Origin of the sequence: Variovorax sp. Varisp36 (assembly GCF_047304235.1) — a bacterium.
Classification (GTDB): Bacteria; Pseudomonadota; Gammaproteobacteria; order Burkholderiales; family Burkholderiaceae_C; genus Variovorax.
Window position 1 is genome coordinate 14,311 of record NZ_JBGLYU010000006.1, and the last position, 12,615, is coordinate 26,925.

Annotated in this window: 12 protein-coding genes; 8 read left to right on the top strand and 4 right to left on the bottom strand. The window is 62.4% G+C overall.

What is annotated here, in order from left to right; translation table 11 throughout:
- Positions 1-9 precede the first annotated feature (9 nt).
- The 8 genes from ACCD11_RS05500 to ACCD11_RS05535 all read left to right on the top strand — a co-directional run bounded on the left by ACCD11_RS05500 (position 10) and on the right by ACCD11_RS05535 (position 7,997).
- The gene (locus ACCD11_RS05500; protein ID WP_309928909.1) at positions 10-789 is read left to right on the top strand and encodes an SDR family oxidoreductase; all 780 of its coding nucleotides are present in this window, start codon (positions 10-12) and stop codon (positions 787-789) included.
- A 45-nt stretch (positions 790-834) separates the two neighbouring features.
- Positions 835-1,776 (top strand): substrate-binding periplasmic protein, encoded by a 942-nt coding sequence (locus ACCD11_RS05505; protein WP_413312820.1) that lies wholly within the window; start codon positions 835-837, stop codon positions 1,774-1,776.
- Positions 1,777-1,798: 22 nt separating this feature from the next.
- Positions 1,799-3,391, top strand: coding sequence for an FAD-dependent oxidoreductase (locus ACCD11_RS05510; protein ID WP_309928915.1), 1,593 nt, complete (start codon positions 1,799-1,801; stop codon positions 3,389-3,391).
- Positions 3,392-3,403: 12 nt separating this feature from the next.
- Complete coding sequence (locus tag ACCD11_RS05515) at positions 3,404-4,072, top strand: amino acid ABC transporter permease (protein WP_309928918.1); 669 nt, start codon at positions 3,404-3,406, stop codon at positions 4,070-4,072.
- On the top strand, positions 4,069-4,749 hold the full coding sequence (locus tag ACCD11_RS05520; protein ID WP_309928920.1) for an amino acid ABC transporter permease: 681 nt from the start codon (positions 4,069-4,071) through the stop codon (positions 4,747-4,749). Before ACCD11_RS05515 ends, ACCD11_RS05520 begins: the two co-directional genes overlap by 4 nt.
- A 209-nt stretch (positions 4,750-4,958) precedes the next feature.
- On the top strand, positions 4,959-6,014 hold the full coding sequence (locus ACCD11_RS05525; protein ID WP_309928922.1) for a porin: 1,056 nt from the start codon (positions 4,959-4,961) through the stop codon (positions 6,012-6,014).
- A gap of 68 nt (positions 6,015-6,082) precedes the next feature.
- The gene (locus tag ACCD11_RS05530) at positions 6,083-7,273 is read left to right on the top strand and encodes an amino acid aminotransferase (RefSeq protein WP_309928925.1); all 1,191 of its coding nucleotides are present in this window, start codon (positions 6,083-6,085) and stop codon (positions 7,271-7,273) included.
- 1 nt (position 7,274) lies between these two features.
- Positions 7,275-7,997: a B3/4 domain-containing protein gene (locus ACCD11_RS05535; RefSeq protein WP_309928927.1), complete on the top strand. Its 723-nt coding sequence runs from the start codon at positions 7,275-7,277 to the stop codon at positions 7,995-7,997.
- Positions 7,998-8,293: 296 nt separating this feature from the next.
- On the opposite strand, the gene ACCD11_RS05540 is transcribed toward ACCD11_RS05535, so the two are convergent.
- From ACCD11_RS05540 to ACCD11_RS05555, 4 genes are read right to left on the bottom strand one after another with little or no spacing between them, the layout of a single operon-like run.
- On the bottom strand, positions 8,294-9,736 hold the full coding sequence (locus ACCD11_RS05540; protein ID WP_413312823.1) for an aldehyde dehydrogenase family protein: 1,443 nt from the start codon (positions 9,734-9,736) through the stop codon (positions 8,294-8,296).
- Positions 9,733-10,722 carry a 2-dehydropantoate 2-reductase gene (locus tag ACCD11_RS05545; RefSeq protein ID WP_413312824.1) on the bottom strand — a complete coding sequence of 330 codons (990 nt, stop codon included), beginning with the start codon at positions 10,720-10,722 and terminating at the stop codon, positions 9,733-9,735. The genes ACCD11_RS05540 and ACCD11_RS05545 overlap by 4 nt, the downstream gene beginning before the upstream one ends.
- Entirely contained in the window at positions 10,719-11,672 is a 954-nt protein-coding gene (locus ACCD11_RS05550) for a fumarylacetoacetate hydrolase family protein (protein WP_413312826.1), read from the bottom strand. Before ACCD11_RS05550 ends, ACCD11_RS05545 begins: the two co-directional genes overlap by 4 nt.
- Positions 11,669-12,604 (bottom strand): extradiol ring-cleavage dioxygenase, encoded by a 936-nt coding sequence (locus tag ACCD11_RS05555; protein ID WP_413312828.1) that lies wholly within the window; start codon positions 12,602-12,604, stop codon positions 11,669-11,671. The genes ACCD11_RS05550 and ACCD11_RS05555 overlap by 4 nt, the downstream gene beginning before the upstream one ends.
- Between the last annotated feature and the right edge of the window lie 11 nt (positions 12,605-12,615).

Here is a 12,615-nt window from a genome sequence, read left to right on the forward strand (position 1 = left end):
ATCACAGGCATGTCAAAGCGCTTTCAAAACAAGGTCGTCATTGCCACCGGGGCCGCGTCGGGTCTCGGTCTTGCGACGGCACGGATGTTCGTCGAAGAAGGCGCGCGCGTCGTTCTCGTCGATCTAAACGAGGCCGAAGTAACCGAGGCGGCGCGCCAACTGCGTGAAGAGGGCGGCGACGCGGAGGCCGTCGTTGGCGATGTGTCCGACGCCAGGACCGTCAAAGCGGCGGTCACAGCGGCAACGAAGCACGTCGATCGTGTCGACGTGCTCTTCAACAACGCGGCGATCGACCCGTGGAACGCGACTTCGCTGGAAGAGACGAATGCCGAGACATGGCACCAGGTCATCGACGTAAACCTTAAGTCGGCCTACATGTTCATCCAAGCGGTGCTTCCATTCATGCGCAAGGCCGGCGGCGGGGCGATTGTGAACACTGCTTCGACGGCAGGCCTCAAGGCGTCCCCCCGCGAGTCCGTTTACGGCATCAGCAAGGCAGCTCTGGTCCAAATGACCAAGTCGGTGGCTCGAGACCACGCCCGTGAGGGTATCCGGTCGAACTGCATTTGCCCGGGCTTTCTGGAGAAAGTCATGACTGATCGCCGAGAGGACATGACGGACGAATTGCTGGCCCGCCGCAGCGAGCGCGCCTCCGGCCTGGTGCCGATGGGCCGCGAGGGCCGCTATGAGGAAGTAGCGCGCGCAGTGCTGTTCCTCGCTGATTCCAATGACTCTAGCTACATCACCGGTGCATCGCTAGTTATCGACGGCGGCTTCACCCTGGTGTGACCGCGGGCTCCTTTCGAATTCTTTTTTTAAAACGGAGAAATGGCCATGACCTTCGAACACGATTCGGGCATCGAGACCTCAGGTGCCAACGCCAGCCGCCGTGCCATGTTCCGCGGCTTGGGTACCACAGCTGGACTCGGTGCCGTCGCGGCTCTCGGCTTGGCCGGCGGCCCAGCGCAAGCGCAATCCTCATCACCGGCTGCGGGCAGCGCAGGCAATTCGTTGATCGACAAGTGGCTGCGGACCAAGAAGGCGGTTCTGGGCTGGGAATTTGGCTCGCCGCCGATGCAGTTCAAGGATCCGGCGACGCAAAAACCAGCCGGTTACACCGTAGAACTCGTCACCCAGATGTTGAAGGATCTGGATCCCGGCATCGAGATCGAGTGGGCGGAAATGCCCTTTGGTCAGTTGGTGCCCGCCCTGGCGGCAGGCAAGGTCGACATGATCGAGCCAGTGACCAACCTGCCCATCCGGGCCCTGCGCGGCTGGCTCCTCGAGATGCCGGCTCACTATGCTTCTGTGCTGGCCCTGATGAACGGCGCATCGAAGATCACGAAACGTGAGCAGCTCAACGAGCCGAACGTGAGGATTGCCGTTCTCCAAGGTGGCTCCCAGCAGGCACAGGCTTCCATCCTGTTCCCGAAAGCCAAGATCGTCGCATTCCCCGGCGTACCAGAAGCTGTTGGCGAAGTGGCGTCAGGTCGTGCCGACTGCACTCTGCAATCGGGCTACACGGCCCTGAACGTCTTGCGCACCAATCGCGGACTCAAGCCGCTGGCCGCTCCGATCTACACCGACTTCAACACCTTCATGGTTCCCGAAGGCGACGCAAAGGCCTTCATGTGGATCAACAACTGGCTGCGCTTTCAAGCCAGCAAAGGGAACTTGCAGGTGTTGTGGGACAAATGGATCGGTGAGGAAGCTCGCAAGTACAAGGTTCCGACGCAGTATGTCGGCCCGCAGGGTATTCCTGTCGACGCCACTTGACGGAAAAGAAGAGGCGTAAATCGTGGATTCGAGCTTTGATGTCATCGTGATGGGTTCGGGCGCTGCCGGGTTGACCGCAGCGCTGGCCGCGGCCGCCCTTGGCGCCAAAGTACTGGTCCTGGAAAAGACTTCGACTTTCGGAGGCACGACCGCTATCTCCGGGGGGCAGCTCTGGGTGCCCAACAACCGATTTCTCGGCGGAGGCAAGGATACGGAAGCGAGCGCTCGGGAGTACCTGGCTGAAGTTACGCTGGGGCAGGTGGACGAGGGGTTGATCGATGCATTCATCCATCATGCCCCGTCGATGGTGGGAGCTCTCGAGGATCTTTCGCCGTTGCGCTTCTCCCAAGTTCACCGCTTCGACTACCACTCTGAGTGGCCAGGTGCCCAGTACGGTCGTTCGCTGGAGCCTTTGCCGGTATCGACGGCGACCCTCGGCGACATGGCCGTCAAGTTGCGTAGGTCTCCATATCGCTTGGCGCTGACATCGGCCGAGGCCAAGGCCGGCTACGGTGCCGAGTTGGATGCCGACCGACGCGCTGCGGGCGAAGTAACACAAGGGGTCGCTTTGATCGCCGGGCTCTTGTCAGGCTGCCTGCACCACGGCGTTGCGCTGAGAACGGATTGCCGTGTAGGTGACGTGATGCTGGCCGGCGAGGGGCGGCTGCTTGTCACTGCGAGCGCCGGAGAAGAAACCCTTCGGTTCGTAGCTCATTCGCTGATCATCGCCAGCGGCGGATTCGAGTGGAGCCGCATGCTTGTCGACGCATTCCTGCCGCGGGTCTCCACGCTCCCGCTATCGCCCCCCTCCAACGAGGGTGACGGGCTGCGTATGGCTCTCGCCGCGGGAGCGGCGGTCGACAATATGGGTGAAGCGTGGTGGTCCGCAGCCTTCGCGGTACCCGATGAGCGCTACGACGGTCGGAGCCTGGGGCGCAACATCGTGAAAGAGCTGGCTTTGCCGGGTTCCATTCTTGTGAACAAGGGTGGCGAGCGCTTCGCCAACGAGGCGGCTTCGTATAACGTGCTTGGGAAGGCTTTCCTGCACTTCGATCCACGGCGCAATTGCTACGTCAACGAGCGGGCTTGGCTTGTATTCGACGAGCAGTTCAAGCGCAGCTATGCGGTAGCGACCGTCCCGGCCATCGCAGAAGCGCCAGACTGGTGGCATCAGGCCGGCACCTTGGAGCAACTAGCCAACTCCTGCGGCATTTCTCCACTCGGCCTACAGCAGACAGTCTCCCGATTCAATGCACTTGTGGATGGTCGCTGCGATACCGACTTCTTTCGAGGCACTGCACGGCATGACCGCTATCACGGCGACACGGAAAGCGGACATCCGAACCTCGGAAAAATCGGCCGCCCCCCCTTTTATGCCGTACCCATTGCCCTCGGAAATCTCGGCACCAAGGGCGGCATCAAGACAGACGTAGAAGGCCGAGTAGTGCGAATGGATGGAACGCCAATGCCGAGAGTTTTCGCCTGCGGCAATGCCGCTGCCAGTTGGATGGGCCCCGGCTATCCCGGCGCCGGAGGTTCTCTGGGACCCATCATGACGGCGGCCTACCTCTGCGGCCACGCTGCGGCATCCATCCACCCTATGACCATCAACTGAACGGAATCATCCATGGGGAACGACAACCGTCTCGACTGGGCCGTCATCAAGGCCAACCTGCCAAGCTTCGAACAGGCAGTCGTGATTGATCTCTACATTGCCGCGATGGGCTTTGTCGTGGCTTGTGTGCTGGGCCTGATGATCGCAGCCATGCGGTCGAGTTCAGCCCGCGCCGTTCGCGCCCCTGCCTACGCTTTTACCCAGATCATCCGCGGCATACCACTCTACGTGCTGATCCTGTGGGTCTACTTCGGGCTTTCGTCCGCCGCGGGCGTCAATCTTTCGCCAGTCCTCGCAATGGTCATCTCGATCGGCGTGTTCGCGTCGACGACAACTGCGGAAATCTTCCGGGCGGCATTCGCCGCCATTGATCCCGGTCAGGTGGAAGCGGCGCGCGCAACGGGGCTGCGTCGAAGCCAGATTTATCGACACGTTCTCTTGCCAGTGGCGATGCGCGTGGCGATTCCACCGCTCGGCAACGTGGTGATCCTGCAGGTGAAATCCGCGACCTACGGGGCAGTCATTGCGGTGCCCGGCATGGTGTACCTCGCCCAGGATCTCAGCATGACGCAGTTCCGTCCGTTCGAGGCGTACGCCACAGTCGCCGCCCTGCTTCTCATGATCGTGCTCGCTCTTTCCTTCATCGTCATGGGCCTCGAGCGGGTCCTCAAACTGCCATGAACGAGATCGCCAACGTCGCTTCCCAAGGCCATTGGGCCGAAGTACTCCGAGCCCTGCCGTTGATGCTCGCCGGGCTCAAGTACACCGCGCTGATCTCCATCGTCAGCATGGCGGCCGCCCTCGTCCTCGGCTTCGTGCTTGCGGCCCTTCGCTTTTCCCGCTTTGCTGCGGCGAGAGCCATCGGCTTCATCTACGTCCAGTTGTTTCGCGCGTTCTCGACTTACGTCTACATCCTGTTCATCTACTTCGGGCTCGCTGCATTCTTCAAGATCGACATTCCGCCCGTCCAGGCTGCCATCGTCGCCTTGTCGTTATTGAACAGCGCCTACATCGCGGAAATCTACCGTTCAGCCATGATGAACGTGGACCCCGGCCTGCGCGAGGCCGCCATCTGCACCGGGCTCACGCGCCGCCAGGCGTTCATCCATGCGGTTCTTCCGCAGGCAGCTTTCCAAGCTTTTCCGTCGCTGCTGAACCAGTTCATCGTGATACTGCGCGACTCATCCATCGTCGGCGCCATCGGCGTGGCGGACATCATGTTCGTGGCGAGCAAGGCCGCCAGTGTCAACTACCTGCAGTTCGAGTACTACTCGGTGGTCGCTGCTATTTTTGTGGTGATCGTCTTCTGCATCTCCAGGCTGGGCGACCTGGTCGAGCGCAGGCTCAAGCCGCCGTAGACGCGACAGCCATATCCGTTCGACCTTGGCATCGGCGCTGGGCCGCCCCCCTGCCGACGACCGTACCGGGGCCAAGGGCCCCTTCCCATCACACACCGTAAGCGCTGCTCCGCAGGGGCAAAGGCAGCGCTTTGCCCGAATGCAGCCGCCTTCAGGCCGGCGAAGACGCGCAACCGCCAGTTTTCAACCCGAAAGTAGGAGAGAGAGCCATGAAACGCAAAGCCATCCTCGTTGCCGTGTCCGGCCTGCTGGCCGGTGCGACCACGGGCGCGAGTGCCCAGACGACATCTTCCGTCGTCCTGTATGGGCGCGTCGACGTCGGCATCGGTCACAACTGGGGCTTCGGCACCCACAAGACCCTGGAGGACCACTACCACACCAGCCGCTGGGGCCTACGAGGGGCCGAGGACCTGGGCGGTGGCATGTCGGCGATCTTCAAGCTCGAGGCGCGCTTCCTCGCCAAGAACGGCACCCCGCAGGACGGGGGGACCTATTTCAACGACGAGTCTTATGTGGGCCTGTCGAAGAGCGGGCTGGGCACGGTGAAGTTCGGCCGCATCTATTCGCCGTTCTACCTCGCTGTCGCCGGCCGCATCGATCCGTTCAACGGCGATGGCGTCGGAAGCATGACCGGCCTGACCTCGCTGGGCCACAACCTGAGCCCTGGCAATCCCTATGACGCGGCGAAGGGCCTCCCGAACCGTGACGTCCGCCAAAACAATGCGATTCAGTACGAAAGCCCCGTGGTAGGTGGCTTCAGCGTGCAGGCCCAGGTACCGCTCTCCGAAGTGCGCGGCCAGCCCAGTGGGCGCTCGATCGCACTTCGCTATGACGGCGAACAACTGTTCGCCCAGGCAGGCTACGAGCGCAAGGCCTTCTCCAAGGACGCGTGGACGGCTCACCTCGGCGGCGGCTACACCTTTGGACCGGCCCGCGTCTCGGTTGGCTATACCACCGGCTACTACAGCGACGACGAATACGCGCGCCACAACAAGGCGCAGTCCGTGCTGTTGGGCCTGACCTACACGGTAGGACCGGCCGTGTTCCTGGCGGCGGTGTCGCGCATGCGGATGGACATGCCCACACTGCTCGACGCCGCCAAGGGCACGTCGAGCAATTTGACCAAGTCCGCAGTGGGCGTGGACTACTACCTGTCGAAGCGCACCAAGGTTTACGGCCAGTACGCGCGCTTCAGCAACCCCGTGAACACCCTGTTTGTGACCAACGCCAACAGGGTTCTGTTCGGTATCGACCACACCTTCTAGGCCGGTCGCGCCATTCCCGGGGGGCGATCACTCGGCCCTCCCTTCAACCTCATCTTGCAATGGAACCCATGTTCGAACACATCGAAGCCTATCCCGGAGATCCGATCCTGAGCCTCAACGAGGACTTCCAAAAAGATCCTCGCCCGCAGAAGGTCAACCTCAGCATCGGCATCTACTTCAATGGCGAGGGCAAGCTGCAGATGATGCGCGCCGTCGCAGACGCCGAAGCTCGCGTCGCGAAGGAGACCGGCCCGCGCCCTTACATCCCGATGTCGGGGCTTCAGTCCTATCGCGATCACGTGCACAAGCTGGTGTTCGGAGCTGCGGTCTCTCCGGATCTCGTCGCATCGCTGCAGACCATCGGTGCATCGGGCGCCTTGAAGGTCGGCAGCGACTTCCTGAAGCGCTACTTCCCTGCATCGAAGGTCTGGATCAGCGATCCGAGTTGGGAGAACCACCGGACCGTTTTTGAAGGCTCCGGGTTCGACGTCGACGTATACCCGTATTACGACGCTGAGGATGGTGGGTTGCGGTTCGACGACATGATCAAGTCGTTGGGATCCTTGCCTGCGCGAAGCGTGGTGCTCCTGCATGCCTGTTGCCACAACCCGACTGGCGTCGACCTTTCGAAGTCCCAATGGGACCGGCTCGCAGAGCTTTTCCTCGAGCGTGGCCTGATCGCGTTCATCGACATGGCCTACCAAGGCTTTGGTGACGACATCGTGAGCGATGCATACGGGCCCCAGGCATTCGCCGCAGCCGGGGTGCCCGCGCTGGTCGCCAACTCGTTCTCAAAGAACTTCTCGATCTATGGCGAGCGTTGCGGCGGGCTTTCTGTCGTCTGTCGATCGGCGGAGGAGCGGCAGTGCGTTCAGGGCCAACTCACGGCGACGGTTCGGGCGAACTACAGCAATCCACCGACGCATGGGGCCAAGATCATTGCCACGGTCCTTGGCGATGACGACCTCCGTACCGCGTGGCATGGCGAGCTTGACGAGATGCGTGATCGCCTCAAGGCAATGCGACAGGCCATTCATGATCGCCTGAAGAAATGCGGGGTGACTGACGATCTCTCGCGCTATCTGACCCAGCGCGGCATGTTCACGTACACCGGCCTTAGTGCCGACCAGGTCGACCGCTTGCGCGAGGAGTTCGGCGTGTACATCCTTCGCTCCGGCCGGATGTGCGTCGCCGGGCTCAATGCCTCCAACGTCGATGTGGTGGCGGACGCCATCGCCAAGGTGATGGCCGAGGACTAACTTGGCGGCATTTCAGTATTCAATTTCGCCGCAGGTCTTCTCGACCTTCCCGGGCTACGTACGCGGTGTGCTCGTCTTCGACCAGCTGCGCAACGATTGCGTGAAGTCCGACATCGCGCAGTTGCTTCGTGAGGCGGAGCAGCAGGCTCGGGATGGGCTGCCAGGCAACGTTGCAGAGATGCCCGCGGTCGTGGCATGGCGAACTGCCTATCGTTCCTTCGGTGCGAAACCCGCTGAGCACCGGAGTTCGATCGAGGCGCTTCTACGGCGCGTAGTGAAGGGCGATGAAATCCCTTCGATCAACACGTTGGTAGACATCGGCAACATCGTTTCGCTGCGACACGGTCTGCCCGCCGGCATGCATCCACTGCCGCTGGGCGGCTTCGATGTGGAGCTTCGTCCCGCACGAGACGGGGATGTCTTCATCACATCGGAAGGTCATGAGCCAGAGGCAGTGCCAGCAGGAGAGATCGTGTTTGCCAACCAAACCGACGTGCTGACGCGTCGATGGACATGGCGGCAGTCGGTCACGACCCGAACGCTGGCTGAGACGACGCGCGTGTTCTTCAACATCGACGGGCTGCCTCCGACGGGTATGGACGAGGTTCGCCACGCCATGCAGGACGCTCAAAACCTCGTCACGAAGTACTGCGGTGGGCGGCTTGTGGCCAGCGTACTAATCGATGAGCAGGCTACAAGCTTCAGGACGCTTGTTGAAGGCTGAAGGCCGCTATCGGTCGTGCGTTTCCCTGCGTCTCGCTGATGGATCCTCGTTCGGGCAAAGATGGCATCCGCTGCTGCTTTGCGGGCCATATCGACGGACAGACTCCTCCGGGTCCCGAATCAGATGATTGCCGGCAACTCCGGGCCGCGTAGCGCCGCAGTTCAGCGACCCGCGTTGGAGCTTGCCTCTAGCGGCTTTGCAGTCGCGACGCAGGCGCGTCGTGCTTCAGATGAAACCACTCGGCCACGCCTGCACCGCCAAGATCGCGGGACGCTTTTGCACCGAGATCCGCAGCCTTACGGTTGCACGTACGCGGTCTTGACCGTGGTATAGAACTCTGCGGCATGCGGCCCCTGTTCGCGAGGGCCATAGCTCGACGCCTTCCGCCCGCCGAACGGAACGTGCGGATCGACGCCGGCAGTCGGCGCATTGACCATCACCATGCCCGCCTCCAGCTTCCTTTTAAAAAGTGATGCCATCTTCAGCGAGGTCGTACAAACGCCGGCCGATAGGCCGAACTCAGTATCGTTAGCAACCGCAAGAGCTTCTTCCGCATCGGCGACTTGGATCACCGCCGCCACTGGGCCGAAGACCTCCTCGCGATTGATCGTCATGTCGTTGGTGGTCGCGACGAATAGGGCAGGCTCCAGATAAAAGCCCGATTTCCCGTCGATCTGCTCACGGAAGTGGCCGCCCGTGAGCATTGCCCCCTCGCGACGGCCGATGTCGACATAGTCGAGATCCTCGCGCAACTGCGCAGCGTCCACAACCGGGCCAATGATCGTGCCAGGCTTGCGAGCATCGCCAACGCGCAGCGCCGACATCCGCGCCACCATCGCAGCAACGAAACGGTCATGAATTCCCTTCGTGACGACGAGCCGAGAACTCGCGGTGCAGCGTTGCCCCGTGGCGAAGAATGCACCGTTGATTGCGCAGTCGACGGCGAGGTCAAGGTCGGCGTCGTCCAAAACAACGAGCGGGTTCTTTCCCCCCATCTCCAGTTGAAACTTGGCCATCGGGCCTTTGCGGCTCACACAAGCCGCGGCAATGCGACGGCCCGTTACTTCGGAGCCCGTGAAGGTGACGGCCGAGATCCGTGAATCCTCTAGCAGTACGTCACCTATCTCGCGTCCGCGCCCCATCACGAGGTTGAAGCAGCCGGCTGGCAGATCCGTGCGGCTCAGGATCTCTGCCAACGCCCAGGCCGATGCGGGAACCAGGTCCGCCGGCTTGAACACGACTGCGTTGCCGTGAGCCAGCGCCGGTGCGATCTTCCACGCGGGAATCGCTATCGGGAAATTCCACGGCGTGATGATGCTCACGACGCCGACCGGCTCTCGCGCGACCTCGACGCTGATACCCGCTCTGACGGAACCCGCGAGCCCTCCGTGGATGCGCAGCGCTTCACCGGCAAAGAACTTGAAGATTTGCGCAGCTCGCAGCACCTCTCCTCGCGCATCTGCGAGCGTCTTGCCTTCTTCGCGGGCCAGTAGGTCGGCCAGCTCGCTGTGGCGCGCGAGGATTTCGCTGCCGACCTTGTCCAAGACCTCGGCCCGTTGCTGGGGCGTGCTCTCCGCCCACTGTGGCGCCGCCGCGTGTGCGGCCGAAATCGCTTCGGTCGCCTGGAAGCGGCTCGCCCGTGCGTAGGCGCCGATCACGTCACGGGTGTCGGAAGGATTGATGTTTTCGGCGCAGTCGTCGCCCTTAACCCACTCACCCGCAATGAAGTTGCGCTTCACGTCGCTGCCCTCGGATATAGACCGTGAGTCTGTCCGAACAAACGCGTCAGGCCGAGCAACGCGTCGATCGAGGGAGTGGGCTCTCCAAGACGCTGCGCGATTTCCTGGACTGCGGCGACGATTCCGTCGAGTTCGATCTCGCGACCAGCCTCGACGTCCTGAAGCATCGAGGTCTTGAACGCGCCAAGCTTCGCCGTGACCGCGTGGCGATCCTCCGGACTCTGTTCGATGGCGCAGCCGATCCGTGCGCCGACGGCCGATGCCTCCTGCATGGCACGCGAGCAAAACGATCGCACCATTGAATCCCCCAGAATCCTGTCGATGGTCGCGCCTGTGATGGCGCTCACCGGATTCATCGTCAGATTGCCCCACAGCTTGTACCAGACGTCATAGCGGACATTTTTGGAATGAGTCAAGTCGAAGCCGGCGTGCGCCAGAAGGTCTGCGATACGCTCAGCGCGATCGCTGTGTCCACCGCGTGGCTCACCGACGATCAGGCCCTGCCCCATCTTGTGCTGAACAAGGCCGGGCGCGAGCGAGAAGGTGCTGGCATGGACCACGCACCCGACGATCTGTTCGAACGGGATAGAGGCTGCGATCGAGCCGCCAGGGTCAACGCTCTGCAGCGGGTGCTCGAATCCCGGCAAGCCCTCACAGAACCACCAAGGCACGCCGTTCATGGCCGGCAACACGACGGTCTGAGGACCGAGAAGCGGACCCATGCTGCGCGCGACAGCGGGCAGCGCCGGCCCCTTGACCGCGATGACGACGAGATCCTGAGGTCCGAGAGCGGCCGGATCATCGCTGACCTGCGCAACGGGCGCCTGGATGAGTCCGTCGGTGGTGTTCATCCGCCATCCGTGCTTCGCGAGGGCACCTAATGTCGCCCCCCTCGCGACGGCGCTGACCTGCGCTCGGCCTGCCGCGGCCAGCCTAGTGCCGAAGAATCCCCCGATCGCGCCAGCGCCCACGATACAGACCTTCATTGCGGCGACTCCTGTTTTGCCATGCGCAGGTTGACTTTGAAATGTTCCGGGACGCGCTCGTCGAAGCCCAGCGCGACTCTTCGAACCTCGGGTGTGTCGGTTGGTGCATGTCCCACGCCGAGTGCGGCAGCGCGCGGTGCATCGATCGCCGTGACGGTGCCGGCGATCCGGCCCAGGCCAGTGATCTCGCACTCGACGAGATGTCCTGGATCGACGCTGCGTGAATGGCAGGGCGTGCCCATCAAGATCACATCGCCTGGCAGCAGCGTGATGTGTCGCGCGATATCCGCGATGACATAGTGCGGCCCCCAGATCGTCTCATCGCCGATGTGCGCTTCCTGGACAACCCGGCCGTTCACATACGTTCGCAGGGTCTGCTCGAAAAGGTTCACACCTCGAACGATGCCCGGCCCGATCGGCAGCAGGGTGTCCGCACCTTTGACGCGTAGCATTGAACCCTGGTCCGTGTCCCGGAAGTCCTGCAAGCCCATGTCCAGCGCGGGACAGAAGCCTTCTATGTAATCCCAAGCCTCGTCCGGCGTCACGTTGCGGCAGGTGCGGCTGATCACGACCGCGTACTCGCCTTCGTAGTTGAGGTACTGGCAATCCGCCGGCTTGAGGATTTGGCCTCCATGACCGTTCAGCGAGGTTGTCGGTTTGGTGAAGTAGGTCGGCGACTCGGTCGGCTTCGGCTTGTTGCGCGTCTCGACGCTGCGCGAGCTGTACGAGATATGGACGGCGATGATCTTCGACGGTGTTACAGGCGGCAGGTAGGTCGCCTTGTCCGCGTCGATCAGACGGCCGTCATCCAGCCGCAACAACCCTGCGTCCTCACCTTCCTCGACCAGTGTGCCCCAGAAAGCGCTTCCGCCGATCAGCGCCCGGCGGCGCTCTACGCGCGGTCCGCGCATGATGGATGGAATCGCCTTGAGCGGAAACTCGAAGTTCATGAACCTGCTCCTTGAGAAGCCATGGCGAACTCGGTGCCGCTGTTGTGTATGGCGCGCAGATGCGGCTGCGTGTCGAACCAAACATGGATGTTTCCGGTGCCGCGGGCATTCTCGTAGTCCGATAGCGGTTGCCCCTTGGCACGGCATTCGGCACCGCCGAGCGCGCCGAGCATCTGCAGGTAGTGCGCACCGAAGGCTTCCCACGGTTTGCGGCGGTAGTCCTCGTCCCAGCGTTCCAGGATCAGGTCGTGCCGGCCTTCGCCCATCAGCCGGATTGCGTTCTTGTCGCTCTCCACGTTCTCGGGGCGCGAGACATTGCTTTCATGGAAGATACGCGGATGGTTCGGCCTCCAGTCGATGCCATTGAATTTGTGGCTCAGCGCGCCCGAGGCCAGCAGCACCACGCGGTGGTCGCTGCGCGCGATGGCCTCGCCGATGATCTTGCCAGAGTCGAGGAACTGCGGCCATTCGCAGTTCTGGCACGAGCTCACCGTCAGAACCGGCGTGTTCGACAGCTCGAGCTTCAGCTGCTTCACGAGGTTGATCGTGGGGTACTGGCGACCGAGGTCCGGATGATCTATCGCGCGGTGGTAGCCGCCACGCTCGCGCGAGACCGCCTCAATCGCGAAGGCGAGCTCGGGTTTGCCATGGTAGTCGTAGGGCACGCCATGGAGGTACCACGGCATCTCGTCCGAGAGGTACATGCCCTGGTAGTGCTGGCCGGCATCGACCAAGTGATATCCGGTGGTGAACCAGTGGCTATCGAAGATCATCACCACATCGGGCTGCACCGCTGCAATGCGTTCGCGTAGCCGGGCGTAGCCGGCGATCAGATCCGAGTCCTCGCCGGCGCCCTGTAGGCGGCGGAATTCCTCGCACTGCATCAGGCCCGGGTGGTGCGACACGACAGCCGCGCCAACAATTTGTCCCATTACTCTCTCCT

Excerpts from the sequence above, each read along its gene's own strand:
- ACCD11_RS05550 (WP_413312826.1), bottom strand. The coding sequence starts at position 11,672 with ATGAACTTCGAGTTTCCGCTCAAGGCGATTCCATCCATCATGCGCGGA.
- ACCD11_RS05555 (WP_413312828.1), bottom strand. The coding sequence starts at position 12,604 with ATGGGACAAATTGTTGGCGCGGCTGTCGTGTCGCACCACCCGGGCCTG.
- ACCD11_RS05530 (WP_309928925.1), top strand. The coding sequence starts at position 6,083 with ATGTTCGAACACATCGAAGCCTATCCCGGAGATCCGATCCTGAGCCTC.
- ACCD11_RS05515 (WP_309928918.1), top strand. The coding sequence starts at position 3,404 with ATGGGGAACGACAACCGTCTCGACTGGGCCGTCATCAAGGCCAACCTG.
- ACCD11_RS05545 (WP_413312824.1), bottom strand. The coding sequence starts at position 10,722 with ATGAAGGTCTGTATCGTGGGCGCTGGCGCGATCGGGGGATTCTTCGGC.
- ACCD11_RS05520 (WP_309928920.1), top strand. The coding sequence starts at position 4,069 with ATGAACGAGATCGCCAACGTCGCTTCCCAAGGCCATTGGGCCGAAGTA.
- ACCD11_RS05505 (WP_413312820.1), top strand. The coding sequence starts at position 835 with ATGACCTTCGAACACGATTCGGGCATCGAGACCTCAGGTGCCAACGCC.
- ACCD11_RS05525 (WP_309928922.1), top strand. The coding sequence starts at position 4,959 with ATGAAACGCAAAGCCATCCTCGTTGCCGTGTCCGGCCTGCTGGCCGGT.
- ACCD11_RS05500 (WP_309928909.1), top strand. The coding sequence starts at position 10 with ATGTCAAAGCGCTTTCAAAACAAGGTCGTCATTGCCACCGGGGCCGCG.